At 68.3% G+C, this 25,597-nt stretch carries 19 protein-coding genes and 1 pseudogene; 9 read left to right on the top strand and 11 right to left on the bottom strand.

Features of this window, described 5'->3' with window-relative positions:
- Window positions 1-45: 45 nt before the first annotated feature.
- Window positions 46-1,041, top strand: a pseudogene (locus HUW10_RS03395) (IS701 family transposase); the annotation flags it as partial.
- Window positions 1,042-1,122: 81 nt separating this feature from the next.
- Here HUW10_RS03395 and istB read toward each other — a convergent pair.
- From istB to ubiG, 11 genes are all read right to left on the bottom strand, one after another.
- Window positions 1,123-1,878 (bottom strand): IS21-like element helper ATPase IstB, encoded by a 756-nt coding sequence (gene istB, locus HUW10_RS03390; RefSeq protein WP_174502216.1) that lies wholly within the window; start codon window positions 1,876-1,878, stop codon window positions 1,123-1,125.
- Between the two features lie 11 nt (window positions 1,879-1,889).
- On the bottom strand, window positions 1,890-3,431 hold the full coding sequence (istA, locus tag HUW10_RS03385) for an IS21 family transposase (RefSeq protein WP_174502215.1): 1,542 nt from the start codon (window positions 3,429-3,431) through the stop codon (window positions 1,890-1,892).
- Window positions 3,432-3,746: 315 nt separating this feature from the next.
- A protein-coding gene (locus HUW10_RS03380; protein ID WP_201712579.1) for an IS630 family transposase occupies window positions 3,747-4,693 on the bottom strand; the annotation gives its coding sequence in 2 pieces (ribosomal slippage) (window positions 3,747-4,345 and window positions 4,345-4,693; 948 coding nt in all).
- 90 nt (window positions 4,694-4,783) lie between these two features.
- Window positions 4,784-5,548 carry an electron transfer flavoprotein subunit beta gene (locus HUW10_RS03375; RefSeq protein WP_174502213.1) on the bottom strand — a complete coding sequence of 255 codons (765 nt, stop codon included), beginning with the start codon at window positions 5,546-5,548 and terminating at the stop codon, window positions 4,784-4,786.
- The gene (locus HUW10_RS03370; RefSeq protein ID WP_174502212.1) at window positions 5,545-6,621 is read right to left on the bottom strand and encodes an electron transfer flavoprotein subunit alpha/FixB family protein; all 1,077 of its coding nucleotides are present in this window, start codon (window positions 6,619-6,621) and stop codon (window positions 5,545-5,547) included. Before HUW10_RS03370 ends, HUW10_RS03375 begins: the two co-directional genes overlap by 4 nt.
- Window positions 6,618-8,465, bottom strand: a complete 1,848-nt coding sequence (locus HUW10_RS03365; protein WP_174502211.1) for a DUF3483 domain-containing protein — start codon at window positions 8,463-8,465, stop codon at window positions 6,618-6,620. The genes HUW10_RS03370 and HUW10_RS03365 overlap by 4 nt, the downstream gene beginning before the upstream one ends.
- Entirely contained in the window at window positions 8,465-10,501 is a 2,037-nt protein-coding gene (locus tag HUW10_RS03360; RefSeq protein WP_174502210.1) for an FAD-dependent oxidoreductase, read from the bottom strand. Before HUW10_RS03360 ends, HUW10_RS03365 begins: the two co-directional genes overlap by 1 nt.
- Window positions 10,502-10,565: 64 nt before the next feature.
- Window positions 10,566-11,657, bottom strand: a complete 1,092-nt coding sequence (locus HUW10_RS03355) for a hybrid-cluster NAD(P)-dependent oxidoreductase (protein WP_174502209.1) — start codon at window positions 11,655-11,657, stop codon at window positions 10,566-10,568.
- Window positions 11,654-12,925 (bottom strand): SRPBCC family protein, encoded by a 1,272-nt coding sequence (locus tag HUW10_RS03350; protein ID WP_174502208.1) that lies wholly within the window; start codon window positions 12,923-12,925, stop codon window positions 11,654-11,656. The genes HUW10_RS03355 and HUW10_RS03350 overlap by 4 nt, the downstream gene beginning before the upstream one ends.
- Window positions 12,926-13,098: 173 nt before the next feature.
- On the bottom strand, window positions 13,099-14,154 hold the full coding sequence (locus tag HUW10_RS03345) for a GlxA family transcriptional regulator (RefSeq protein WP_174502207.1): 1,056 nt from the start codon (window positions 14,152-14,154) through the stop codon (window positions 13,099-13,101).
- A gap of 124 nt (window positions 14,155-14,278) precedes the next feature.
- Window positions 14,279-15,031 carry a bifunctional 2-polyprenyl-6-hydroxyphenol methylase/3-demethylubiquinol 3-O-methyltransferase UbiG gene (ubiG, locus tag HUW10_RS03340; protein ID WP_174502206.1) on the bottom strand — a complete coding sequence of 251 codons (753 nt, stop codon included), beginning with the start codon at window positions 15,029-15,031 and terminating at the stop codon, window positions 14,279-14,281.
- Between the two features lie 97 nt (window positions 15,032-15,128).
- Here ubiG and HUW10_RS03335 point away from each other — a divergent pair, with 97 nt between their 5' ends.
- The 8 genes from HUW10_RS03335 to prmC all read left to right on the top strand — a co-directional run bounded on the left by HUW10_RS03335 (window position 15,129) and on the right by prmC (window position 25,400).
- On the top strand, window positions 15,129-16,346 hold the full coding sequence (locus HUW10_RS03335; RefSeq protein WP_174502205.1) for an aspartate kinase: 1,218 nt from the start codon (window positions 15,129-15,131) through the stop codon (window positions 16,344-16,346).
- Window positions 16,343-17,380: a nitronate monooxygenase family protein gene (locus HUW10_RS03330; RefSeq protein WP_174502204.1), complete on the top strand. Its 1,038-nt coding sequence runs from the start codon at window positions 16,343-16,345 to the stop codon at window positions 17,378-17,380. The genes HUW10_RS03335 and HUW10_RS03330 overlap by 4 nt, the downstream gene beginning before the upstream one ends.
- Entirely contained in the window at window positions 17,358-19,625 is a 2,268-nt protein-coding gene (locus tag HUW10_RS03325; RefSeq protein WP_174502203.1) for a putative PEP-binding protein, read from the top strand. The genes HUW10_RS03330 and HUW10_RS03325 overlap by 23 nt, the downstream gene beginning before the upstream one ends.
- 46 nt (window positions 19,626-19,671) lie before the next feature.
- Window positions 19,672-21,024, top strand: coding sequence for a helix-turn-helix domain-containing protein (locus tag HUW10_RS03320; protein ID WP_174502202.1), 1,353 nt, complete (start codon window positions 19,672-19,674; stop codon window positions 21,022-21,024).
- Between the two features lie 22 nt (window positions 21,025-21,046).
- Entirely contained in the window at window positions 21,047-22,171 is a 1,125-nt protein-coding gene (gene ispG / locus HUW10_RS03315) for a flavodoxin-dependent (E)-4-hydroxy-3-methylbut-2-enyl-diphosphate synthase (RefSeq protein ID WP_174502201.1), read from the top strand.
- Between the two features lie 83 nt (window positions 22,172-22,254).
- Window positions 22,255-23,490: a histidine--tRNA ligase gene (gene hisS / locus HUW10_RS03310; protein ID WP_174502200.1), complete on the top strand. Its 1,236-nt coding sequence runs from the start codon at window positions 22,255-22,257 to the stop codon at window positions 23,488-23,490.
- Between the two features lie 12 nt (window positions 23,491-23,502).
- A complete protein-coding gene (gene prfA / locus HUW10_RS03305; protein ID WP_174502199.1) occupies window positions 23,503-24,561 on the top strand; it encodes a peptide chain release factor 1 in 1,059 nt (352 codons plus the stop codon).
- Entirely contained in the window at window positions 24,558-25,400 is an 843-nt protein-coding gene (prmC, locus tag HUW10_RS03300) for a peptide chain release factor N(5)-glutamine methyltransferase (protein WP_174502198.1), read from the top strand. The genes prfA and prmC overlap by 4 nt, the downstream gene beginning before the upstream one ends.
- Window positions 25,401-25,597: the final 197 nt, after the last annotated feature.

The raw sequence follows: 25,597 nt of genomic DNA, 5'->3' as shown, positions 1-25,597 counted from the left end.
GGTCACCTTAACCCATCTATAATTTCCACCACATCGACGGACGTGACCCTCGGCAAGAATGCCAACTGTCAGACGCTGGTGTCGGTGACGCTGGCTTCGGGCGAAGTTCCGCTCATGCTGAGCTTGCGGTTATTTCTGCCGGAAAGCTGGACGAGCGATATCGCGCGCATGGACAAGGCGGGCGTGCCTGCCTGTTTCCAGGAATACCGCACAAAGCCTGAGATCGCGATCGAGGAGATCGATCGCGTCATCGCTGCCGGCGTGCGCTTCGGCTGTGTGCTGGCCGATGCCGGTTACGGGCTGTCGGCTCCGTTCCGGCAGGCGCTGAGTACACGCGGCCTTTGCTGGGCTGTCGGCATCCCCCGGCACCAGAAGGTCTATCCGGCGGATGTGCAGCTGATCTTCCCGGTCGCAGGCCGCGGTCGCCCACGGGTGCGTCATGTGCCCGACGTCAAATCCATCGCGGCACAAGCGATGCTCGAAGGCGCGAAGTGGCGGCAGCTCGGTTGGCGCAAGGGAACAAAGGGGCGTCTGACAGCCCGCTTTGCCGCCATGAGGGTACGCATTGCTGATGGCGCGCCCCAGCGAATCGGTTCTGCCGGTGCCCAGCACATGCCGGGAGAGGAAGCCTGGCTGGTGGGTGAGCATCGCTCGAATGGCGAGCGAAAATACTATCTCTCGAACCTGCCTGCCGACACCCCGATCAGAGCTCTGGCTGGCGCCATCAAGGCGCGCTGGATCTGCGAGCAGGCCCATCAGCAACTCAAAGAGGAACTCGGCTTGGACCACTTCGAGGGCCGATCCTGGACTGGCCTCCACCGCCATGCCCTGATGACGATGATGGCCTACGCCTTCTTGCAATCCCGAAGGCTCGCTCAGGCGGGACGGAAAAAAAAGAGTCCCCGGTCCGCCTCCCCAACCCACCCTGCCAGCAGTGCGCCAAGCCATCCTTGTGCGCATTCCGGTGATGATGAACGGTCAATCCGTTCGATCGTGAACACCGATTCCGGCGATCATGAACACCTGCTCGCTCTGGCCTGAACGGGGCCTGACGGGCGGCCGGCGGTCATGGTGGATCGCTGCCACTGACGGTTGCGCCGTCTCATTTTTCCGTGGGGTTCGTCAAGCGCCCTGATCGGATTGTGTGGTGACGGCGTGACGCTTGCGCAGGCTCGGTCCCTTCAGTTCGATGCGATGGGCGCGGTGCACGACGCGGTCCAGGATCGCATCTCCCAGGGTGGGATCCCCCACCAGGTCATGCCAGCGATTCACGGGCACCTGGCTGGTCACCAGCAGGGAGCCCTTTTCATAACGATCATCAACGATTTCCAGTAGGTCGCGGCGCTGCTCGGCGGTCAGGGGCTCGGGTCCCCAATCATCGATGATGAGCAGGCGGGTGCGTTCAAGGGCCGCCAACATCCGGGGCAATCTTCCTTCGCCGCGCGCCGTCGCGAGTTCGGCAAACAGGCGTGGCGCCCGCCGATAGAGGACCGAGAAGCCCTCCCGGCACGCCTTGTGGCCGAGCGCGCAGGCGAGCCATGATTTGCCCACGCCGGTCGGGCCGCTGATGACCAGATGCTGGCTGTGCGAGATCCATTCGCAACCGGCAAGTTTGTGGAACAGGGCTCGGTCCAGACCGCGCGGTGTCCGGAAGTCAGTATCCTCGACAACCGCATTCTGGCGCAGCCGCGCCTGGCTCAGCCTGCGGGCGAGGCGCTTGTTGTCCCGGCTGGTTGCCTCACGGTCGACCAGCAACCCGAGCCAATCCTCGCGGGTCAGATCGTCAGCCGCCGATTGGTTCTGCATCTCGATGAACGCGTCGGCCATTGCCGTCAGGCCGAGGCCGCGCAGGCGCTCCACCATGGGATGGATCAGCATCTTGTTTCCTTTCAGTGATAGTAGCCGGGGCCACGGATGTTCTCGTGGAACAGGCTGGGTTGTTCGGTCTTGTCCGTGGTCTTCCTCTCCTGAGCATTCTTCAGGATCGCAGCGACCGAGCCGTAGGAGCGGGTTCCGAGTGCCAAGGCACGGGCGCAGGCGGCATCCAGCCGCTCGGGGTCGTAGCGCTTTGCCAATCCGAGGATGCCAATGCAGGAGCGGAACCCCTGTTCGGGATGCGGGCGCGAGCGCAGGATGATTTCGACCAGGGCGGCGGTGTCGTCACCGACCGCAGTGGCTTCGCGCAATATCCGTTCGTGGGTCCAATCGCGATAGCGCCGATGCGAACTCGGCATGTGATCCGCGATTGTGGTCGGCCGGTGCTGGCGGAAGCTGCGCTGGTGCGTGGCCACCAGCTTGCCCCGGTGGAAGATTTCCACCGTCTTCGCCGTGATCCGTGCCTCTACTGTTTCGCGGATCAACCGGAACGGCACCGAGTAAAAGTGCTTGTCGATCTCGACATGGTAATCGAGGTTCACGCGGCAGCGCTTCCAGTCCGCGTATTCGTAAGGCGTGGGCGGCAGTGGTTGCAGGGCCGGGCGGTCGAGCTGCTCATAGAGCGCCCGCCGGTTGGTGCCCCAGCCGCGCATCGGTCGATCGTTCACCTGATCGACCAATTCGCGAATCGCCTGGTTCAATTCAGCCAGCGAGAAGAAGCGGCGGTTGCGCAGCCGTGCCAGGATCCAGCGCTGGACCACCTGCACGCCGACCTCGGCCTTCGCCTTGTCCCGCGGCTTGTAAGGCCGCGCCGGAATGATCGCGGTGCCGTAATGCGCCGCCATGTCGGCGTAGGTGCGGTTCACCGTCGGCTCATAAAAGCACGCGCGCGTGATCCCCGCGCGCAGATTGTCGCTGACGATCTGCCGCGGCGTGCCGCCAATCGCGGTCAACGCGTTAACGTGCGCGCCGATCCAGTCCGCCAGCCCCTGGCTCCAGGTCGCTTCGGCGTAGATGAAGCTCGAGGCACCGAGTACGGCAACAAAGATTTCGGCCCGCCGGATCTCCCCGCTCGCCCCATCGATCACTTCCATGGCGTGGCCAGCGAAGTCGACGAACAGCCGCTCTCCCGCCATATGCACCTGGCGCAGCGTCGGCTTCAGACGACCCACCCATTCCCGGTAGAGATCGCAAAACCAGGAGTAGCTGAACCCGTCCTGGCCGCCGGTGCCGGCCCGGTATTCTTCCCACAGCAGCGACAGCGTCACATTCGGCCGGCGCAATTCACGATGCACCGCCGCCCAATCCGGCACCGGCCGGCGGTCCGGCGCAACATCCGGCAGCGGCGGATATAGCAGCGTCTCAAGCTGCGCGTCGCCAAGGTCTTCAGGCAGAGGCCAATTCAATCCCGCCAGCCGCGCCCGGCTCAGGTAACTGTTCACAGCTCCTACGCTCAGACCCGTACTACCCGCAATCGCTCGCTGGCTCAGTCCCTGCGCAAATCGCAGCCGCAAAACATCACGTATCTTCCGCATCGACAATCTCTCTCCCGGCATTCCCATCCCTCGCTGCTCAGCAAAGGATCGGGATTACCCCTGGTTGAAGACTGTCAGCAGCGGCGCCCCACCATCGCACTCCAGGACACGTTCATGAGCACCCGAACCGGTGTTCACGATCCGCCGGAATCCGCGTTCATGATCAACCGGATTAGGCGTTCACAATCAAACGGAATCGATGTTCACAATCAACCGGAACGCGCAATCCTTGACCGTCTTTCTCGCTCACCGCCGCGGCATTGCCCTCACTGCGGATGTAGCCTCATCAGTAATCACAACAAACTTCCGCCAAAGTAGTGCTAGAGCGGTAGTCGATCATATTGGATCATATCCAGCTGCGGCGAACATGTTTTGGCATTCTGCGGGTGTGATGAGGTCGACGAGTTGTCCGATTGCGGCCCAAAGGGTGTCGATGGTCCGCGCGCCCTCTTTTCGCAGCAAGGCTTTGAGCTTGCTGAAGGCGTTCTCGATGGGGTTGAAGTCCGGGCTGTAAGGCGGGAGGTGGCGCAATTCAGCGCCTGCCGCTTCAATCAATTCGTGCACCCTCGGCCCTTTGTGGCTGGACAAGTTGTCCATCACGACGATGTCGCCAGGCCGCAAGATCGGCACCAGGCCCTGCTCGATCCATGCCGCAAACACCATCCGATTGACCGGGCAGTCGATTACGAAGGGGGCAACGATGCCGCTGTTGCGCAGGCCGGCTATCACCGTCGTGGTCTTCCAGTGGCCATGCGGCACACTCATCCGCAAGCGTTCACCGCGCCGACAACGGCCATGGCGACGGGTCATATTGGTGCTGGCCCAAGTTTCATCGACAAAGATCAGCCGGTCGGGGTCGAGATCTTCCTGGCCTTCAAACCACGCCCACCGCCGGCTCAGGACGTCAGGGCGCTCCTGCTCGGCGGCGTGCGCGGTCTTTTTTTGCGCGTGATGTGATGCCGCTGGAAGAAGCGCCTCAGCGTCCCGTAACCGAATTGGTGGCCCTGTGTGGCCAGCGCGCTGCGCAGTTCCTCAATCGTCGCATCGCGCATCTGCTCCAGCAGGTCGAGAACCACATGCGCCTGCTTCTCGATCCGCCCGGAGCGTCGGTCGCCACCATGTCGACCGGGCTTCAGGTTCCCCTGCGCGCTCAGCAGGCTGCGCCACCGACTGACGCTCGCTGCGCTGACACCAAACCGTGCCGCCGCCTCGCGGTGCGTCGCTCCCTGTTCCACAGCCGCCACCACACGGCCCCGCAGATCCTCCAAAAGAGTCTTTGCCATTCCTGCCAGCCTCCAAACTCCGGCAGATAGCTTGAATCAGATTTCAACCGCTTCCAGTACCCCAGCGATTCAGATGGTTCGGCTACCGCTCTAGCGGGGCCTGAACCGCGCCACGAAATCGAGGATCGCCGCCGCCGCCTCGTCCGGCGCCGGCCGCACAAGCACCCGTCCGCCGGCATCCCGCGTCTCGCTCACCGCCTGCAGCCGCGCCTCGGCCGAAACGTCGCCGCCGACATCGCCGATCAGCTTCGGCCGCGCCCGGTAGGGCCGGATTTCGGCTCCTTCCGGCATCACCGCCGGCATCAGCACCGGTCCCGCCACTTCGTTCACCCGCCCGGCCAGCCGCGCGCGGTGCACATAGGGCAGCGCCGCCGGTGCCGCCGGATGCACGGTGATCACCGCCGCCCCGCGCACCGTGGCCGCCCGCCGCCAGCCGCGCGGCAGCGCCTGCGTCACCTTCAACTTACCGTCCGTTAGCCCGATCGAGATCGCATCGGCGACGATCGGCCATCCCAGCGCCAGCGCCAGCCGATAGGGCAGCAGCCCGCCATCCGCCCCGCCCCGGCCGCGCCGCCCGGCCAGGATGAGATCCGGCATCCTTCCCTCCAGCACCGCCACCAGCGCACCGAGCGGATCGCCCGCCGCCCCGGCGCCGACCAGCGTCAGACCATCGATCCCGTGGCTCAGCGCATCCAGCACCGCATCGTCGCGCCCACCGGCATGCAGCCCCTCGACCACCCCGCTCGCCCCGGCAATGCGCCGCGCCAGCGCTATCGCTTGCAACTCCACCGGCACCGGGCAGGGCTCGCCCGTCGCCGGATGCCGGCCGGCGGATAGCAGCACGACGATCCTCACGCCTCAGCTTCCAGCCGCGCGAGCAGCGCCGGCAGCACCGCCTGCGCATCCGCCACCACCGCCAAATCCGCCCGCGCGATCATCGCCGCGTGCAGATCGGTATTCACCGCGACCACATGCTCCACCGTGCCGATCCCCTGCAAATGCTGCGGCGCACCGGAAATCCCGAACGCCACATAGCAGTCAGCGTTGAGTACGGTCCCCGAGGCGCCGACCTGCATCTCCCGCGGCAACGCGCCGGCATCGCATACCACCCGGCTCGCCCCCGGTGTTGCCCCGAGCGCGCGCGCGAGATCGAGAAACCCCGCGAAATCCGCCACCCCGTTCCCCGCCGCGATCACGAATCCCGCCTCGTCCAGCCGCACATTCGCCGCTTCCACCGGCAGGGGCGACAGCCGCACCGCCATCGCCACATCCCTCGCCGGATCGGCCGGCGGATCAACCGGCTCGGCCGCGTGCGCCGGCCCGCGCCAAGGCGCAATGCGGTCGGCCGCGATGCTCAGCAGATGCGGCGGCGCCGCCCGCCATTCCACCCGCCCTGCGGCAGCCGGGCGGATCGCCTGCCGCGCCGACAGGCTCTCGACCGCATCGAACAGCGTCTCGTCGCGGAGTGCGGCCACCCGCCGCGCCAGATCCCCGCCATCCGCGCTCTCGGCGAATACCACATGGCGCGGCCGATGCGCGCCGATCGCGGCGGCGACCGCTGCCGCCAACGCCGCCGGATCGTCCCGCTCGGGCAGCATCATCACCCGGTCCGCCCCCGCCGCCCCCGCGTCCTCCGGCAGGCTCGGCGCCAGCAGCACCACCGCCGCCCTCCCGCCGCCATCGAGCAATCGCGCCGCCCCCAGCACCTGCCGGTCATGGCGCGACAGCATGCCGCCCGCCATCTCCACCACGGCGAACACCAGATAGGCTGGCTCGGCGATGGTCACGACCGCGGCCGCCGCCTTTGCGACGACTGCATCCTGCGCGATTACCCCGCCGCGATGCATTCGGTCGATCCGCCGGCGCGGCGCCTCGGTCACCACCACCGCCGCGCGCTCGGTGCGCGGATCGCGGCGCTTCGCGCTCACGCCCGCACCGCCGCCGGCACCGCTTCCATCGCCTCATGCACCAGCTCGGCAATGTCGCGCACCTCGGGCCGTGCGCCCGTCACCCCTTCCAGCATCGCCGTGCAGCCCGGGCACGCCACGGCGACGATCCCGGCCCCCGTCTCCCGCGCCTGCGCCATCCGCAAATCCGGAATCCGCCGCTCGCCCGCGATGTCCGAAACCGGCGCGCCGCCCCCGCCGCCGCAGCAGAACGAGGCCGCGCCATGCCGCTCCATCTCGCTCACCGCCACGCCGATCCGCCCCAGCACCCGCCGTGGCGCGTCATACTCGCCGTTGTAACGGCCGAGATAGCACGGGTCGTGATAGGTCACCGTCACGCCGGATATAGCCCCCGGCCGGATCGCGCCATTGCCGATCAGCTCGTCGATCAGCGCCGTATGGTGCTGCACCGTATAGTGTCCGCCGAACGCCGGATATTCCTGCCGCAATACATGCAGCGCATGCGGATCGGCGGTGATGATCCGGCCGAACCGCCGCCTCGCCAGCGACGCCACATTGGCGCGCGCGAGGCGCTCGAACCCCGCCTCGTCGCCGAGCCGCCGGGCGAGGTCGCCGCAATCTCGTTCTGCTTCCCCCAGCGCCGCGAAATCCAGCCCCGCCGCCCGCATGATTGCCACCAGCGCCCGCAGCGTTCGCCCGTAGCGCGCGTCGAACGCCCCATCGCCGAGCCAGAGCAGGATGTCGGCGCTCTCGCCCTCGCCCAGCACGCGCAGCCCGCCGGCGACGAAATCGAGCCGCCGCCCGGGCTCGAACCCACCCGGATTGAACGCGTAGCGCAGCTCCGAAAGCACCTGGTCCGCCTTGCCCGGTGCAGCGCCCTCCGCGAGTGTCAGGTGCCGCCGCAGGTCGATCACCGCATCCACATGCTCGATCATCATCGGGCAGGCGGATACACAGGCGCGGCAGGTCGTGCAGGCGAACAGAGTCTCCGCGTGCAGCCGCCCGAGCACCGGGCCCGGCGACGAAATGCCGGGATGCGGCGAGCCGGCATAGGAAGGCGCGTCAGGATGCAGCGCCGCCGCCAGGTCCTGGATCAGCGCCTTCGGGTTCAGCTTCTGGCCGGCGGCAAAGGCCGGGCATGCCTCCTCGCACCGCCCGCACTGGATGCAGGCATCGAACCCCGCCAGTCGGTTCCAGGCGAAATCGGCGATCGTCGCCACACCGAATTTTTGCGCCGGCAACAGCCCGCTCGCCGCCGCGCCCGCGAAGCGCTCAGGCCGCGGATGCGCCGCGAGATGCACCGCCCCGGCCAGCGCGTGCCGCATCGGCCCGGTCGCGATCCCCGCCACCAGCCGCGCCCCGCCCCAGGCGGCAAGCCCGATCCCGGCCAGTGCCGGCAGCCACAGCCCGAGCAGAATGCCGAGCGAGGCCAGGAACCCGCCCGCCGCATAGGCAGCCAGATCTCGCGCCAGACCCTGGAACGCCCCGCCGGAGAGTGACGCCGGCCTTACCGGCTGCCTCCGCTGTGCTACCAGCCGCGCGCCGAAAATTGCGAAACCAAAGCCGAATGCGGCCAGCAGCCACAGAATTTCCGCGCCACGCAGCGCCGAGATGACGCCCAGCAGCACAAGCGTAGTGCCGCCGAGCAAGCCCCCGGCAATCGCCTGGTGCATCCGCGCCGCCGCCGCCCGCAATGCAACCACGCCATGCACGTCGACGAGATACCGCCGCGGCAGCGCCGCCAGCCCGCGCGCCCAGTCCACCGGTGCCGCCCCGCCGCGCCGCCATGATGCGGCAAGACGCAGCGCCTGCCCCACCACCCCGGCCAGCAGCAGCCAGGCCAGCAGGACGAACAGGCCCGCCATCAGAAATCCTTGCAGAGCCGCAGCGCGTCGTAGATCGCGGCGTGGATGTTGCGCCCCGCCGCCGCATCGCCGATGCGATAGAGCGCGTATCCTGCCTCCGGCCAGGGCTGCGCCCGCCCTGCCACCAGCGCGCCGGCATCGATCCGCCCCCGGTTGACCGACCCCGCCTTCAGCGGATCATACAGCGCGTCATCCGGCAACGTGCCGAAATCGACGACGACATGATCCACCACCCGTTCTTCCTCGGCGAGATCCATCGTGTTGCGCAGCACCGCAACCAGCCGGTTCTCCTCCCGCCGCACCGCGAGCAGGTCGAGATTAGGCGTCATGATCACGTCATGGCGGTAGAGTTCGCGCAGATGGATCGGCTGGTTGGTGGTGCCGACCTCCTCGGCCGCCATCCGGTCGCCGGTCGCAAGTTCCACCAGCGCGCCGCGCTTCGCCAGGAACTCGGCGCAGGAGGCGGCATTGTGCTGCCCCATCCCGTCATAGAGCAGCACCGAACCGCTGAGCGCGATCCCGTCGCGCAGGATCGCGGCGGTTGTTGTCACCAGTTCCGCCCCCTCCATGAAACCCGGATTGGGGACGCCGCCGGTCGCGAGAATCACGATGTCCGGCCGTTCCGCCAGCACCATCGCCGCATCCGCCGCGAGACCGAGCCGCAGATCCACGCCGAGCCTGCGCACCTGCGCGCCGAGCCAGCGCGGAATGCCCGACAGCGCCTCCCGCCATCCCGCCTTCGCGGCGATGTTGATCTGCCCGCCGAGCGCCGTCTCCCGCTCGAACAGCACCACCTCGTGGCCGCGCTCGGCACTCACCCGCGCGGCCTCCAGTCCGCCCGGCCCGCCGCCGACGACAACCACAAGCCGCCGCCGCGCTGCCTTGCCGATCACGTGCGGCATCGTCGCCTCGCGTCCGGTCGCGGCATTCTGGATGCACAGCGCATCCGCCCCGGTATAGATCCGGTCGATGCAGTAGCCGGCGCCGACGCACTGGCGGATATCGTCCTCCCGCCCGTCCTGCAGCTTGCGCGCGAGGTGCGGGTCGGCGATATGCGCCCGCGTCATCGCGATCATGTCGACATGCCCTTCCGCCACCGCGCGCGCAGCGGTGGCAAGGTCGGTCACCCGCTGGGCGTGGAACACCGGCACTTCAACCTCGCGGCGGATCGCGCTGGCCAGCGGCAGGAAGGGGGCTACCGGAAAGGACATGTTCGGCAGCGAGACCGCATGCGCCAGATGGTCCCGCGCCTGCCCGCCGAGCACATTGATGAAATCGACCAGCCCGCGCCGCGCATGCGCCTCGGCGATGGCCACGCAATCCTCGTGGCTCAGCCCCTCGGCCAGCATCTCGTCGCCCGACATGCGGATGCCGATCAGGAAATCATCCCCCGCCGCTGCCCGCATCGCCTCGAGAATCTCGAAACCGAACCGCATCCGGTTTTCCAGCGATCCGCCATATCCATCGCTGCGGTGATTGACCGAGGGCGACCAGAACTGGTCGACCAGATGCCCGTGCGCCGCCGAGAGTTCGCAGCCATCGAGCCCGCCCTCGCGCGCCCGCCGCGCCGCCGCCGCGAAATCGGCGATCACCCGATCGATATCCTCCTGCTCCATCTCGCGCGGGATCGACCGGCTCGCCGGCTCCCGCCGCGGCGAGGCGGACAGCGTCGGCAGCCAGTTCTCGGTATCCCAGCGCGTCCGCCGCCCCATATGCGTGAGCTGGATCATCAGCGCCGCGCCATGCGCGTGCACGCGTTCGGAAAACTGCTGAAAATACGGAATGACGCTGTCATCGGCGACGGAAATCTGGTTCCAAGGTGCCGCCGGACTGTCGAGCGAGACCGAGGACGATCCGCCGAACATCGTCAGCCCGATGCCGCCCTTCGCCTTTTCCGCGTGATAGAGCTGATACCGCTCCTGCGGCTTGCCGTCGCGGCCATAACCCGGGGCGTGGCTCGTGCTCATGATCCGGTTGCGGAACGTCGTCCGGCGGATCGTCAGCGGGCGGAACAGCGCCTCGGCATGGGCGATCATGCGCGGCCTCGCCGCTTCGGGACTCTCGGTGGCGCCAGCGCCACAGCGGGCAGCGGCCGCATCATCAGCGTTCGATCACGAGATCGGTCAGCGGTGTCGAGCAGCAGATCAGGATCAGGTCCTGGTCGATCTCGCGCTGGCGGATGCCGCCCTGGTGCTTCATGTCCACCCGTCCCGAGACGAGCCTGCTCTTGCAGGTGCCGCACACGCCCTTGGTGCAGGACGAGGGAAGCCGCATTCCCGCCTCGCGCGCGGCGGCGAGAATATGCTGCCCGGGCGCGACCCCGATCGTCCGGCCGGACTTGCTGAACGTGACCTCGAAGGTTTCCGCTCCCTGCGCGGCGAGCACCTCCTCGACTGGTGGCGGCACGCCGAAATCGAAGCTTTCCTCATAGTAATAGCGCATGTCGTAGCCGAGGCCGACGAGCCCCTCGCGCACCACCTGCATGTAGGCCGGGGGGCCGCAGTTGAAGATCCAGCGTTCGGCGAAATCCGGCGCCAGCAGGGCGAGCAGCTGCGGCGTCACCCGCCCGCGCGGCCCGCCCCAACGCCCGCCGGCGCCATCCGCCTCGCACACCGGAATGACCCGCAGGTTGGGCATCTGCCTCCCCATCACCGCGAGTTCGTCGCGGAAAATGATGTCCTCTGGCGCCCGCGCGAAATGGATGAACACGATATCCGCGTCTGGAGCGAGATCCTGATGCGCGCGCGTCATCGACATCAGCGGGGTGATCCCCGAGCCGCCCGAGAGGAACAGGTATTTTCCCCCCGGCGTCGCCACGAAGCTGAAATCGCCGAGCGGCCCGATCGCGCGGATCTCCATCCCCGGGCGCAGATTGTCGTGCAGCCAGGGCGAGACCACGCCGTCCGGCTTGCGCTTCACCGTGATCGAGATCTGGTCCGGCCGCGTCGGGCTGGAGGCGATCGTATAGCAGCGCTGCACGATCTCACCGCCCACCGGCACATCGAACACAAGGAACTGCCCTGGCCAGTAGCTGAAGCGCGAGGGCGTGCGGCCGACAAAGGTGAAGGTCCGCACATCGTGCGTCTCCAGCCGCGAATCCACGCAGACAAGAATGTCGTCAGCCTCCGGATCCCACGCGGACAGGCTGCCATCGCGCGCGGCGCGGCAACGCTCGGCCGGCGTCATGTTCATCGCGCCGGTTCGATCCCGAGCTGGGCGGCCATGCGACCGATATACCAGTTGGCGAAAGCCTCGACCTGGCCTTCGGTTTCGGTCGAGTACGGCCCCGGCACATAGCCAGCACTCGCCGCCCCCGCCTGGGCGAGGCCGACCAGCGCGCCGTCCTGCAGATTGGTTTCGCGCCACACCCGGATCAGGTTTTCGAGATCATAGTCCACACCCTGGATCGCATCGCGATGCACCAGCCATTTGGTGCGCAGCAGCGTGCGGTCCGGCGAGAGCGGCAGGACCGAGAAGGTCACGATGTGGTCGCTCATGAAATGATGCCAGGAATTTGGCTGGGTATGGAACGAGAGATCGCCGAGCCGCTTTTCCTTCGCCCGGCCGAGCAGCAGCCGGCTCGCCACCCTGGTGTCAAGCGTCTGCGATTCACCTTCGCGGTCCATCGGCATCCGCCCGATCCTGAACCCGGAAACCATGTCGTCGAGATGGCCGATTTCCTCGGAGGGAAAGCCGCTCGCCGTCCAGGCGCTGCACGAGCGCGCGACCATGTCGTCATAGCTCCGCCGCAGCGCCGCGCGCGCAGGATCGTCCTCGCGGGCGTCGAAGCCGAAGCCGAACTCGAAGATCGAGGACGTCAGCTCCGGATGGTTCATCGCGCAGTGATAGCACTCGCGGTTGTTCTCCATCGTCAGCTTCCAGTTGCCCTCCTCGATCAGGTCGATCTGCTGGGCCACCTTGCAGTTGGCGATCTCGTGCGGTGCAACATACGGCCCGACGATCCGTGCCATCTCGTCGAAATCCGCCGGCGGCGTCTCGGCGAGGCAGACGAAGAGCAGTCCCTCCAGCGAGCGGAGATGGATCTTCTTCAGCCCGTTGCAGGAATGATCGAACCCCTCGCCCATATGCTCGGCATGCAGGAGCGCGCCGTCGAGCCCATAGGTCCAGGTGTGATACGGGCAGACCAGCCGCCCCACGGTCGCCTTCTCGGTCGAGACCAGCCGCGCCGCGCGGTGCCGGCAGACATTGTGCATGGCATGGATCGCGCCATCGTCGTCGCGGCAGATCAGGATCTCGTTGTTGCCGATCTTCAGCGTCATCACGTCGCCAGGCTCGGGTACGTCCGGCTCGACGCCGACGAAAATCCAGTGCCGGTTGAAGATGTATTCGAGATCGGCGCGGAAGATGTCCGGATCGGTATAGAACTCCCGCTCCAGCATGTATCCGGGGCGCCGACGGGCCACCAGGTCGCGCAATGCGGGGGAAGCGACATCCGTCATGACGTTCACTTTCAATAACGGCACTTTCAATAACGGCACTTTCGACAAGGATCAGCGCCCGGCAACGGAATGTGACGGTTCGGTGATGCAGCGTCTTTGGCTTTTGCGACATTGCGCCAGAACGATTTCGCAGGCCCCTCGCATGGCGGCCATGTGTTTTTCACATATTACCGTCAGAATGGGCGCGGACCGGCATGAAGCCCCGACCCATCGCCGCCGGAGCCGCCCCGCATGGCCACCCCTGGCCGCATCTGCGAGGGCGACAGCCCATGCAGCGCCTTGAACTGGCGGGAGAAATGCGCGCAGTCTGCAAAGCCGGCCTCCAGCGCGATATCCGTCACCGACCGGTCGGTCGTCTCCAGCAGCCAGCGGGCATAGCGTAACCGCAGCGTGCGATAGAGCAGCGAGGGCCGCTGCCCGAGTGCGGCTTCGAAGCGCCGTTCCAACTGCCGCGTCGACAGGCCAAGTCGCCGCGCGATGATGGCGATCGGCACCGGGTCGGACAGGTTCTGTTCCATCATCAGCAGCGCCCGGCGCACCTGCCCGTCGGCCACGTCATGCGCCACCGGCGGGTGCGGCTGCACCGCCTCCTCGCCGCGCGTGCGCGCCAGTTGCAGTACCTGATGCGGCTTCTGCGCCAGCCTGCTGCCGAGATGCCGCTCGATCAGCAGCGCCGCGAGATCCGCCGCGCCAGCCCCGCCAGCGCAGGTGATCCGGTCGCCATCGATCTCGAACAGCCGGTCGCCGGTCACCTCGTGATCGGGAAAGGCTGCGCGGAAATCCTGATAGTGCAGCCAGCTGACACAAACGCGCCGCCCCTGCATCAAGCCCGCCTGGCAGAGCAGGAAACTGCCGTTGCAGATGCCGACGAGCTTCACCCCAGCCGCCGCCGCACGGGTGAGATAGGCGCAAAGCGGTGCTGCGTTCTGGTTGAGCCCGGTCAGCAACCCGCCGATCGCCACCACGTAATCGAAGCCGGAGGGGTCGAGAAACGGCGTACCGGGCAGCACCTGCACCCCGCAGCTCGCGCGAATCGGCGCCGCAGTGTCGGACATGATCGTCCAGCGGCAATTGATCGGTCGCGAGAAATCCGATTCGTCAGCGGCGAGCCGCAGCGTGTCGACGAACATCGACAATGCCGACAGCGTGAAATCGTGCGTGAGGAGAATGCCGACCGAAAGCGGCCGCCGCTCCTCACCCCGCGCCCCGCTCGCCACCCGTTCGCCCATCGGTCACCTCCGCCATCGCGCCGCATACGAGCCATGCGGCGATGACGCATATGACCACACAAGGACGGCCCGGCATACCTAAAACATTCATCAACTTCTGGCGGGGCTGGACCGTGCCGCGGCGTCAGCCCGGCGCCACCGCCATCGCGATATAATTGATCCCGGTATCCCGCCCGATGCGAAACCCGCCTCGCAGCGGCGCCGGCACCATCCCCGCCGTCGCCGCCAGCCGCAGCCCGGCGGCGCGGCACATCGCGGCAAGCTCGCCCGGGGTGATGAATTTCCGCCAGTCATGCGTGCCGGGCGGTGCCAAGCGAAGTACATATTCCGCTGTATATTTTGCAAAAACAATAGATTGTGGCGTTCTATTCAGTGTTGATATGAATAACCGGCCGCCTGGCCGCAGCAACCCGGCCAGCGTGTCGAGAAACCCCTGCGGGTCTGGCACATGCTCAATCACCTCCAGCGCCGTCACTGCGTCGAACCGCACGCCGGAGGCGACGAGCGTGTCGGTCGTCGTCGCGCGGTAGTCGATCTCCAGCCCCTGTGCTGCCGCATGCGCCCGCGCCACCGCGATCGCCTCGGCCGCGGCGTCGATCGCCGTCACCCGGCAACCGGCACGCGCAAGGCTTTCCGCCAGCAGCCCGGCACCACAGCCGACATCGAGCAACTCCACCCCCGCAGCCTCGCCGCGCACCGCCGACATGTGATCGACGATCCACCGGCTGCGCGCCGGGTTCATGGCGTGAAGCGCGCGCATCGGCCCGTGCCTGTCCCACCAGCGCGCCGCCAGCGCGTCGAACTTCCGCACCTCCGCCGCGTCCGCCCGTCCGGCGGACTGCCCGTCATCCATGCTCACATCCTCTCCGGCCTGCATTGCCCTTCTCCCGGGCTCTCGCTATGTGAGCCTGCCGGGAGACGGCAGCAAGCGCCGCTCCCGCGTTGATACCAGTTTCACGGCAAGATCGGATCACATGGCGCGCATCGTGATGAAATTCGGCGGCACTTCTGTCGCCGATCTGGACCGGATTCGCAACGTCGCCGCGCGCGTCAAGCGCGTGGTGGACGAGGGGCACGAGGTCGCCGTCGTCACCTCGGCAATGGCCGGCGCCACCAACCAGCTCGTCGCCTGGTGCCAGGAACTCTCCCCGCTCTACGACGCGCGGGAATACGACACGGTGGTGGCCACCGGCGAACAGGTCACGGTCGGCCTGCTCGCGATCGCCCTGCAGACCATCGGCGTCGACGCCCGCTCCTGGACCGGCTGGCAGATCCCCATCCGCACCGACGGCCAGCACGGCAAGGCGCGGATCGATGGGATCGACGGCGCCGAGCTGATCCGGCGCATGCAGATGGGCCAGGTGCCGGTGATCGCAGGCTTCCAGGGCATCGGGCCGGATAACCGCGTCACCACCCTCGGCCGCGGCGGGTCCGATACGTCCGCCGTTGCCGTTGCCGCTGCCGTCAAGGCCGACCGCTGCGACATCTACACCGATGTCGACGGCGTCTATACCACCGACCCGCGCATCGTCCCGAAAGCGCGCAAGTTGCCAGCCATCGCGTATGAAGAGATGTTGGAGCTGGCCTCGGTTGGTGCGAAAGTATTGCAGACTCGCTCCGTCGAACTCGCAATGAAGGAGCGGGTGCGGGTGCAGGTTCTCTCCAGCTTCACCGATGCCCCGGGAACGCTGGTCGTTGATGAGGATGAAATCGTGGAACAGGAAATCGTCGCCGGCATCGCCTATTCGCGTGACGAGGCCAAGGTCACCGTCCGCCGCGTGCCCGACCGCCCCGGCGTCGCCGCCTCGGTGTTCGGTCCGCTCGCCGAGGCCGGTATCAATGTCGACATGATCGTGCAGAACGTCTCCGCCGACGGCACCACCGACATGACCTTCACCCTCAACAAGACCGAGCTGCCCCGCGCCCGCCTCGTGCTCGACGAGAAGCGCGACGAGATCGGCTTCGCCGACCTCGCGACCGATCCCGACGTCGCCAAGATCTCGGTCGTCGGCGTTGGCATGCGCAGCCATGCCGGTGTCGCTGGCACCATGTTCCGTTCGCTCGCCGCCCGCGGCATCAACATCCAGGTGATTTCGACCAGCGAGATCAAGGTGAGCGTGCTGATCGACGCCGAATACACCGAACTCGCCGTGCGCGCCCTGCACACCGCCTATGGGCTCGACGTCGCGTGAGCGCGCTCGATCAGCTCTGGGCCCGCGGGCGCGATTTTCTCGGTACCGAAACCGCGATCATGGGTGGCGCCATGAGCTGGGTCAGCGAGCGCCACCTCGTCTCCGCCATCTCCAATGCCGGCGGCTTCGGCGTGATCGCCTGCGGCTCGATGAGCCCCGAACTGCTCGATGCCGAGATCGCCGCAACGAAGGCGCTCACCACGAAACCCTTCGGCGTCAACCTGATCACCATGCACCCGCAGCTCCTTGAGCTGATCGCGGTCTGTGTCCGCCACGGCGTGGGGCATGTCGTGCTCGCCGGCGGCCTGCCCTCCTCCGCCGCGGTCCGCGCGGTCAAGGACGGCGGCGCCAAACTCGTCTGCTTCGCGCCCGCCCTGGTGCTCGCGAAACGCCTCATCCGCAGCGGCGCCGACGCGCTGGTGATCGAGGGGTCCGAGGCCGGCGGCCATATCGGCCCGGTCTCGCTGGCGGTGCTGGCGCAGGAAATCCTGCCCGTCATCACCGAGGTTCCGGTCTTTGTCGCTGGCGGCATCGGCCGCGGCGAGGCGATCCTCGCCTTCCTCGAAATGGGCGCCGCCGGTGTGCAGCTCGGCACCCGCTTCGCCGCCTCCGCCGAGAGCATCGCCCACGCCAATTTCAAGGCCGCCTTCCTCAAGGCCAACGCGCGCGACGCGATCCCCTCGGTCCAGCTCGATGCCCGTTTTCCGGTCATCCCGGTGCGCGGCCTCGCCAATGCCGGCACTGCCCGCTTCATCGAGCATCAGGCCGAAACCATCCGCCGCTTCCAGACCGGCGAACTCGACAAGGAGCAGGCCCAGCTCTCGATCGAGCATTTCTGGGCCGGCGCGCTCCGCCGCGCGGTGATCGAAGGCGATGTCGAGCAGGGCTCGGTGATGGCCGGCCAGTCGGTCGGCATGGTCACCGCGATCCAGCCGGTCGCCGCGATCATCGCCGAGCTCATCGCCCAGGCCGATGCCGCCTTCGCTGCCCGCGCCACCGCCCGCCAGCCGGATGCCTCGATCGAAGCGGCCTAAGGGCGCGCCCCGCCCACGCAATATCCCGCTCGCCGCCTCGCGGCGGCTGTTCGCGAAGCTGCGCGACCGGCTGAGCTCCGGCAATTCCAGCCTGGCCGAGCTGGTGGAGCTGATCGCCGCTGAACTCGCGGTCGAGGTCTGCTCGGTCTATGTCGCCCGTGCCGGCGAAATGCTCGAACTCGCCGCCACCCACGGGCTGCGCATCGCCGCGGTCGGCCATACAAGGGTGCGGGTTGGCGAGGGCATCATCGGCCTTGCTGCCGCCAAGGGCGAGGCGCTCAACCTGCCGGACGCGCAGAACCACCCCGAATTCGCCTACCGGCCCGAAACCGGCGAGGAACGCTACGCCTCGATGCTCGCAGTGCCGATCCGCCGTGCCGGTCGCACGCTCGGCGTCATCGCGGTGCAGAATTCCGACCCCCGCGTCTACACCCCGCTCGAGGTCGAGACGATCTCGACCATCGCCATGCTGATCGGCGAGATTCTCGCCAGCCAGGGTGCCGCCGACATCGCCGCTGCCGGCTTCGGCGATGCTCTGGCACGGCGCTATTCCGGCCATCCGCTCGCCCCCGGCATCGTGCGCGGCACCGTGCTGCCCTTCGGCCGCTCTCCCGGCCCGCGCCACGTCCTCGCCGAAGACACGGCCGCCGAGCTGTCCCGGCTCGACCAGGCGATGGCCGATGCCGAAACCTCGCTCGACAACCTCGTCTCCGAGCATCTGCCCACCGGCCACGCCACCCGCGAGGTTCTGGAGGCCTACCGCCTGATCTCGCAGGGCACCGGCTGGCTCGAGCGCGTCCGCGCCGCGATCAATGATGGCCTGACCGCCGAGGCCGCGGTTGACCAGGTCGGCAGCGAGCTGCGCCGGCGCATGCGCAAGGTGGCCGATCCCTATCTGCGGGAGCGTGTCGCCGATATCGAGGACATGATCGAGCGAATGCTCGTAGCCCTTGGCGCCGGCACCGCGAAGCCTGAGGATGCGCGCGGCATGGTCCTGGTCTGCCGCCGCCTCGGCCCCGCCGAACTGCTCGACTGGCACCAGCGCGGCATTGCCGGCGTGGCGATCGAGGAGGCCAGCACCGGGGGCCACGCCGCAATCCTCGCCCGCGCGCTGGAAATCCCCGCCATCGCTGTCGAGGCCGGTGCCACCGAGGCTGCGCGTCAGGGCGATCCCGTGCTGCTCGACGCCGAATCCGGCGCCCTGATCCTTCGCCCCGATCCCGAGGTCACCGCGCTGTATGACCGCGCCCTCGCCGCCCGTGGCGCCCGCGCCGCCGAGCTTGCCGTCTTCCGCGACCGTCCGGCCCGCACCCAGGACGGCACCGAGGTCGCGCTGATGCTCAATGTCGGCCTCGCCTTCGAGATCGACCAGCTCACCCGCACCGGCGCCGAGGGCATCGGCCTCTACCGCACCGAGATCGCCGCCCTCGCCGCTGCCCGCGTGCCCGGCGTCGCCGCCCAGGCGGCCGAATATCGCCGCGTCCTCCAGCGCGCCGATGGCAAGCGCGTCGTCTTCCGCACCCTCGATCTCGGCGCCGACAAGCTCCTGCCCGGCGAAGCCGACGACCAGGTGGAGAACCCGGCGATGGGCTGGCGCTCGCTGCGCGTCGGGCTCGACCGCCCGGCCATCCTGCGCAAGCAGCTCCGCGCCCTGCTGATGGGCGCGGTCGGTCTCGACCTCTCGGTGATGTTCCCGATGGTGGCGACGGTCGCCGAATTCCGTGCGGCGCGCGACCTGCTCGAGGCCGAGGCCGCGCGGCTCGACGAGAAGCCGAACCGCATCGAGATCGGCACCATGCTCGAAGTGCCCTCGTTGCTCTTCCAGCTCCCCGGCCTGCTCGCCGAGGCCGATTTCGTCTCCCTCGGCACCAACGACCTGATGCAGTTCCTCTTTGCCGCCGATCGCGGCACGCCGCGCCTCGCCGGCCGTTACGACGTGCTCTCCGCCCCGGTGCTGGAACTGATCGAGGGCCTTGCCGCGGCCTGCGCCGAGGAGGAGGTGGGTTTCTCGATCTGTGGCGAGGCCGCCGGCCGGCCGCTCGACGCGCTGGTCTTCGCCGCCATCGGGGTCGATACGCTGTCGATGTCCGGTGCTGCGATCCTGCCGGTCAAGGCGCTGTTCGCCGATGCCGATCTCGCCGCCCTGCGCCCGGTGCTGCGCGAACTCCGCCGCGCCGGCGCCGCCGGCACCTCGCTGCGCGAACCTCTCACGGCCTGGGCGCGGGAACACGGTTTGCCGATCTAGGCCGAACGCGCTAAACCGCCGTCCGGACCGGGTCGAGACCGGGCAAATGCACGGACCGGGACTCTATTTCGCCCGGCTGCTGTGGCAGGTCGCCGCCTCTCGGCCGTCCTCCCTCAACTCCGCCCCGCGGGCATTCAAGGGCATCATGAACGGCGACAACGACCTCACAACTGCCGGATACGACACATCCTCCCGTGGCGGGCCGGAAGCCGTCGGCGCCGAATTGCGCGCCTTCCGCGAGCGTCTGGGCTGGAAACTGCCGGATATAGCGGCACGCCTGAAGATCAGGCGGGTGTTTCTCGAGGCCATCGAATCCGGCAATCTCACGGCACTGCCTGCGCCGACCTACGCGGCCGGCTTCATCCGCTCCTATGCCGAGATCATGGGACTCGATCCCGAGGAAATCCTCCGCCGCTTCCGCGCCGAGGGCATGAGCCGCAGCCGCCCGCCAGCCCTGAGCTTCCCCGAGCCGTTGCCGGACCGCGCCGTTCCGCCCGGCGCCGTACTCTTCCTTGTCGCCGCGGTCGGCCTCGCCGGCTATTTCTTCTGGTATCGCCATTCGGAGCATGAACTCCGGATGGCGCGCATGGTCCCCGAGGTCCCGGCCAAACTCGCCCCGCTGGCGATCCCGAAATCATCGGCACCGACGCCGGCGCCAGCGCCGGCCAAAACCGCTGCCGCCGGCGCGCCCGCATCGGGAACCAGCGCCCCTGCGCCGTCCGCCGCCACACCGCCGGCGGCATCGGCTTCGGCGGGAGCGCCCCCGGCTGCCACCGCGCAAGCCAGCGCATCCCAAGCCGCGGTGTCGCAGACGGCGTCTTCCACCCCACCGGGGGCGACGCCCGGCACCCCCGCTGCGTCAACGCCCGGCTCGGCCGCCGCAGACAGCGCGATGCCGAACCCGACGGCGGGCACCGGCACGGCAGATAGCGCCGCGAACCCCGGCGGCAATTCCGGTGCGGTCATCGCCGGCACATCAGCCTCCACTGCCGCCGGAACGCCGGCCGCTGCCGCCGGCACGGCCGCCGCTGGGACCACGCCCCCCGGCACCGCAGCTACGAGTGCTTTGCCTGCTGGCCAGGCTCCCGCAGCAGCCGCGTCGGTCAGCGCTAACCCGCTGGTGATCAGCGCCAGTGCCGACAGCTGGGTTGAGGTTCGTGGCCCGCACGGCACCATCCTGTTCAGCCGCGTGCTCAAGGCCGGCCAGTCCTGGCCGGTGCCGAACGAGCCGGGCCTGACCATGACCACGGGCAATGCCGGCGGCACCGAACTGGTCCGCAACGGCACTGCCGGCGCGCCGCTCGGCAAGCCCGGCGCGGTGCTCCACAGCGTTCCCCTCACGCCGGCCGCGCCCGCGGGCGGCGCAACCGCCCCGGTCGCCAGCCCGGCAGCACAGTAACCCCTCCACGGAAGCGAGCCCGATGAACTACCGCGAATACCAGCAGATCATCCGCCGCAAGTCGCGGCAGATCAGCGTCGGCCCGGTCAAGGTCGGTGGCGACGCGCCGATCACCGTGCAGACCATGACCAACACGCCGACCGACGACGTCGCGGCCACGGTGGCCCAGATCCAGCGTGCCGAGCGCGCCGGGGTCGACATCGTCCGCGTCTCCTGCCCCGACGAGGCGGCTACCGCTGCCCTCGCCGACATCGTGAAGCAGGTGAACGTCCCCATCGTCGCAGACATCCATTTCCACTACCGCCGCGCGATCGAGGCGGCGAAGGCGGGGGCGGCCTGCCTGCGCATCAACCCCGGCAATATCGGCAGCGCCGAGCGCGTGCGCGAGGTCGTCGCCGCCGCCCGCGATCACGGCTGCTCCATCCGCATCGGCGTCAATGCCGGCTCACTGGAGAAGCACCTGCTCGAGAAATACGGTGAGCCGAACCCCGACGCCCTGGTCGAATCCGCCCTCGAACACGCGAAGATCCTTCAGGATCACGACTTCCATGAATTCAAGATCAGCGTGAAGGCGTCGGACGTGTTCATGGCCGTCGCCGCCTATCAGCAGCTCGCCGAGGTCTGCGACCACCCGCTGCATATCGGCATCACCGAGGCCGGCGGACGGCGCACCGGTACGGTCAAATCCTCGATCGGGCTGGGCTCGCTGCTGTGGGCCGGCATCGGCGACACGATGCGCGTTTCCCTCTCCGCCGAGCCGGAGGAAGAAGTCGCTGTCGGCTGGGACATCCTGAAGTCGCTCGGCATCCGCCATCGCGGCGTGCGCGTCATCTCCTGCCCCTCCTGCGCCCGCCAGGGCTTCAACGTGATCGACACGGTGGCCCAGCTCGAAGACCGTCTCGCCCATATCGAGGAGCCGATCACCCTCTCGATCATCGGCTGCGTGGTCAACGGGCCGGGCGAGGCGCTAATGACCGATCTCGGCGTCACCGGCGGCGGCAATGGCCGCCACATGGTCTATGCCGCCGGCAAGACCGACCACACGATCGAGGGGGCGGCGATGATCGACCATGTCGTCGACCTCGTCGAACAGCGTGCCGCCCGCCTGCGCGAGGAAAAGGCGGCGGCGAAGCAGGCGGCGGAATAGCCCGCCCGCGCGTTGCGGACTGTTCAGCGGCGGCGATTTCCGGCAAACCACCGGCAATCTCCGCTGTCTGAAGGATTTCCGCCTTGACCAAGCCCCAACCCGTGCGCGGCACCCAGGACATCATCGGCGAGGACGCGCGCCGGCATCACCACGTGATCGAGACCGCCCGCCGCATCGCCGCGCTCTACGGCGCCGCCGAATGGGCCACACCGGTCTTCGAGCTCACCTCCGTCTTCGCCCGCAACCTCGGCGAAACCTCCGATGTGGTGACCAAGGAGATGTATAGCTTCGAGGATCGCTCCGGCGAATCCGTCACGCTGCGTCCCGAGGGCACCGCCGGCGTCTGCCGCGCCCTGGTCTCCAACGGCCTCACCCAGACCCTGCCGCAGAAAATCTTCTACCAGGGCCCGATGTTCCGCTACGAGCGCCCGCAGAAGGGCCGCTACCGCCAGTTCCACCAGATTGGCTTCGAGATCATCGGCGCCGCCGAGCCGCTGGCCGATGCCGAGGCGATCGCCTGCGGCCAGCAGATCCTCGACGAGCTTGGCGTCGGCGCCAGCATCACCCTGCACATCAACACGCTGGGCGACCGCGACAGCCGCGATGCCTACCGCACCGCCCTGGTGGATTATCTCTCCCGCTATGAATCCGAGCTTTCCGACGAGAGCAAGGTCCGCCTGGTCAAGAACCCGCTGCGGATCCTCGACACCAAGGATGCGAACGACATCCGCCTCCTTGCCGACGCCCCGCTTATCTACGACCACCTGAACCCCTCCTCCGCCGCCTTCTATGACGGGCTCAAATCCGCACTTGCCGCCTTTGGCATCGCCTTCGTCGAGAACCCGCGAATCGTCCGCGGCTTCGACTACTACAACCATACCGCCTTCGAATTCGTCTCCACCGCCCTCGGCGCGCAGGGCACGGTGCTCGGCGGCGGCCGCTACGACCAACTGGTCGAGCAGATGGGCGGCCCGCCCACCCCCGGCGTCGGCTGGGCGGCGGGCATCGAGCGCCTCGCCATGCTGCTGGCAGCCCCCCCCGCCACGCCGCGCCCCGTCGCCATCATACCGATGGGCGAGGCCGAGCAGACCGCCGCGATCGAGATCCTCGCCACCCTCCGCCGCGCCGGCATCGCCGCCGAGGCCGCCTATCGCGGCAACCTGAAGAAGCGTCTCGAACGCGCCAACCGTATCAACGCCCGCGCCGCGGTGCTGATCGGTGCGGACGAACTCGCCCGCGGCGCCGTCACCCTCAAAACCCTCGACGACGGCGCCCAGCGCGAACTCCCCCGCGCCGAGCTTCTCGCCGCCCTCGGATGACCAGCTGACGCGATGACCCTGGAGCAGAACCTCGACCGTATCGTTCTCCGCGCCGAGGAGTTGCGCGCGATGCTCGCCGCCGGGGTCGATGGCGAGCGCTTCGTCGCCGCCTCGCGCGAGCTGGCCGAAATCGAGCCGGTCGAGCAGCAGATCCTTCTGCTCCGCGCCGCCGAGCGTGCTCGCGACGAGGCCGAGGCCGCCCGCGCCGATCCCGAGCTGCGCGAGCTGGCCGATGCCGAACTCCTCGCCCTGCGCGAGACCCTGCCGCGTCTCGAACACGAAATCCGCCTCGCCCTCCTGCCGCGCGACGCCGCCGACGAACGCCCCGCCATCCTCGAAATCCGCCCCGCCGCCGGCGGCGACGAGGCCGCGCTGTTTGCCGCCGAACTCTTCGCCGCCTATCGCCGCTACGCCGATTTGCGTGGCTGGCGCTTCGAGGTGCTGGACTATACCGAGACCGAGCTTGGCGGCCTGCGTGAGGGCATCGCCGAAATCACCGGCAGCGCCGTCTTTGCCCGCCTCAAGTTCGAAAGCGGCGTCCACCGCGTCCAGCGCGTCCCCGCCACCGAAACCCAGGGCCGCATCCACACCTCCACCGTCACCGTCGCCGTCCTGCCCGAGGCGGAGGATGTCGATGTCGAGATCAACGAGGCCGATCTCCGGATCGACGTCTTCCGCGCTTCCGGCGCCGGCGGCCAGCACGTCAACAAGACCGAGAGCGCCGTCCGCATCACCCATCTGCCCACCGGCATCGTCGTCGCCATGCAGGAGGAGCGCAGCCAGCACAAGAACCGCGCCAAGGCGATGAAGATCCTGCGCGCCCGGCTCTACGAGCAGTCCCGCGCCGCCGCCGCCGCCGGCCGCGCCGCCGACCGCAAGTCCCAGGTCGGCACCGGCGACCGTTCCGAACGCATCCGCACCTACAATTTCCCCCAGGGCCGCGTCACCGACCACCGGATCAACCTCACCCTGCACAAGATCGACCGCGTCATGCTCGGCGAGTTCGACGACATCATCGATGCGCTGACCGAGGAAGACCAGGCCGCCCGCCTCGCCGCCGCCGGCGCATGATCCCGACCACCGAGGCCCTGCGCGAACTCGGCCGCATCCTCGCCGCGGGCGGCGTCGAAAACCCGACCCGCGAGGCCCGCCTCATCCTCGCCCACGCGCTCGGCGTCGACCTCGCCGCACTCTGGGCGCTCGACGAGGTCGATCCCGAACCCGCTTTAGCCCTCGCCCGCCGCCGCGCCGCCCGCGAGCCGCTCGCCTACATCACCGGCGCAAAAGGCTTCTGGAGCCTCGATCTCGCCGTCTCGCCGGCAACGCTCATCCCCCGGCCAGACAGCGAAACCCTCATCGAAGCCGCGCTGCGCCACCGCCCCGACCGGGACAAGATCCGCACGATCCTCGATCTCGGCACGGGCACCGGCGCGCTGCTCCTCGCCGCCCTCACCGAATACCCCGACGCTTGCGGCCTCGGCATCGACCGCGTGCCCGCTTCCTGCGCCCTCGCCCGCGCCAATGCCGCCCGCACCGGCCTTGCGTCCCGCGCCGCCTTCTGCTGCGCCGACTGGGCAGAGGCGATCGCCGCCCGTTTCGACCTCATCCTCGCCAACCCGCCCTATATCCCGAGTGCCGACATCCCCGGCCTGATGGCGGAAGTCGCCGCCCACGAGCCCGCCTCCGCCCTCGATGGCGGCGCCGACGGGTTCGACGCCTATCGCCGCATCGTCGCGGATCTGCCGCGCCTGCTCGCCCCGGGCGGGCTCGCCATCCTCGAAGCCGGGATCGGCCAGGCCCAAGCCCTTATCGCCCTCGCCGCCGCGCACGGGCTGGATGCGGCCGCCGAACCCGATCTCGCCGGCATCCCCCGCGCCGTGTTCATGTCAGGGGCGGGAAAATATTCGTGAAAAACCATTTGGCGTTCCGGCCGAATCAGACTAGATAACAATTCCGTATTCGATACCCGGCCTCATGAGGCCGGAACGGCGGGTTCCCGACCGCTTCGTCCCGCGACGCGGTGCCGGTTCCGCAGGTGCCGTATCGAACTCGTTTGAACGACCACGCCATGAAAGACGCTGCCCGACCACGACCAGGGAAACGACGG

The organism is Acidiphilium sp. C61, from assembly GCF_905116885.1.
Classification (GTDB): Bacteria; Pseudomonadota; Alphaproteobacteria; order Acetobacterales; family Acetobacteraceae; genus Acidiphilium.
Note: the sequence above shows the minus strand (reverse complement) of the source record. Positions and strands in the feature narration are given on the sequence as shown.

Coding starts and splice junctions, on each gene's coding strand:
- istB (WP_174502216.1), bottom strand. CDS start 1,878: ATGCTGATCCATCCCATGGTGGAGCGCCTGCGCGGCCTCGGCCTGACG.
- istA (WP_174502215.1), bottom strand. CDS start 3,431: ATGCCGGGAGAGAGATTGTCGATGCGGAAGATACGTGATGTTTTGCGG.
- HUW10_RS03365 (WP_174502211.1), bottom strand. CDS start 8,465: ATGGCGGGCCTGTTCGTCCTGCTGGCCTGGCTGCTGCTGGCCGGGGTG.
- HUW10_RS03360 (WP_174502210.1), bottom strand. CDS start 10,501: ATGATCGCCCATGCCGAGGCGCTGTTCCGCCCGCTGACGATCCGCCGG.
- HUW10_RS03355 (WP_174502209.1), bottom strand. CDS start 11,657: ATGAACATGACGCCGGCCGAGCGTTGCCGCGCCGCGCGCGATGGCAGC.
- HUW10_RS03350 (WP_174502208.1), bottom strand. CDS start 12,925: ATGACGGATGTCGCTTCCCCCGCATTGCGCGACCTGGTGGCCCGTCGG.
- HUW10_RS03345 (WP_174502207.1), bottom strand. CDS start 14,154: ATGGGCGAACGGGTGGCGAGCGGGGCGCGGGGTGAGGAGCGGCGGCCG.
- ubiG (WP_174502206.1), bottom strand. CDS start 15,031: ATGCAGGCCGGAGAGGATGTGAGCATGGATGACGGGCAGTCCGCCGGA.
- HUW10_RS03335 (WP_174502205.1), top strand. CDS start 15,129: ATGGCGCGCATCGTGATGAAATTCGGCGGCACTTCTGTCGCCGATCTG.
- HUW10_RS03325 (WP_174502203.1), top strand. CDS start 17,358: ATGCCTCGATCGAAGCGGCCTAAGGGCGCGCCCCGCCCACGCAATATC.
- HUW10_RS03320 (WP_174502202.1), top strand. CDS start 19,672: ATGCACGGACCGGGACTCTATTTCGCCCGGCTGCTGTGGCAGGTCGCC.
- ispG (WP_174502201.1), top strand. CDS start 21,047: ATGAACTACCGCGAATACCAGCAGATCATCCGCCGCAAGTCGCGGCAG.
- prfA (WP_174502199.1), top strand. CDS start 23,503: ATGACCCTGGAGCAGAACCTCGACCGTATCGTTCTCCGCGCCGAGGAG.
- prmC (WP_174502198.1), top strand. CDS start 24,558: ATGATCCCGACCACCGAGGCCCTGCGCGAACTCGGCCGCATCCTCGCC.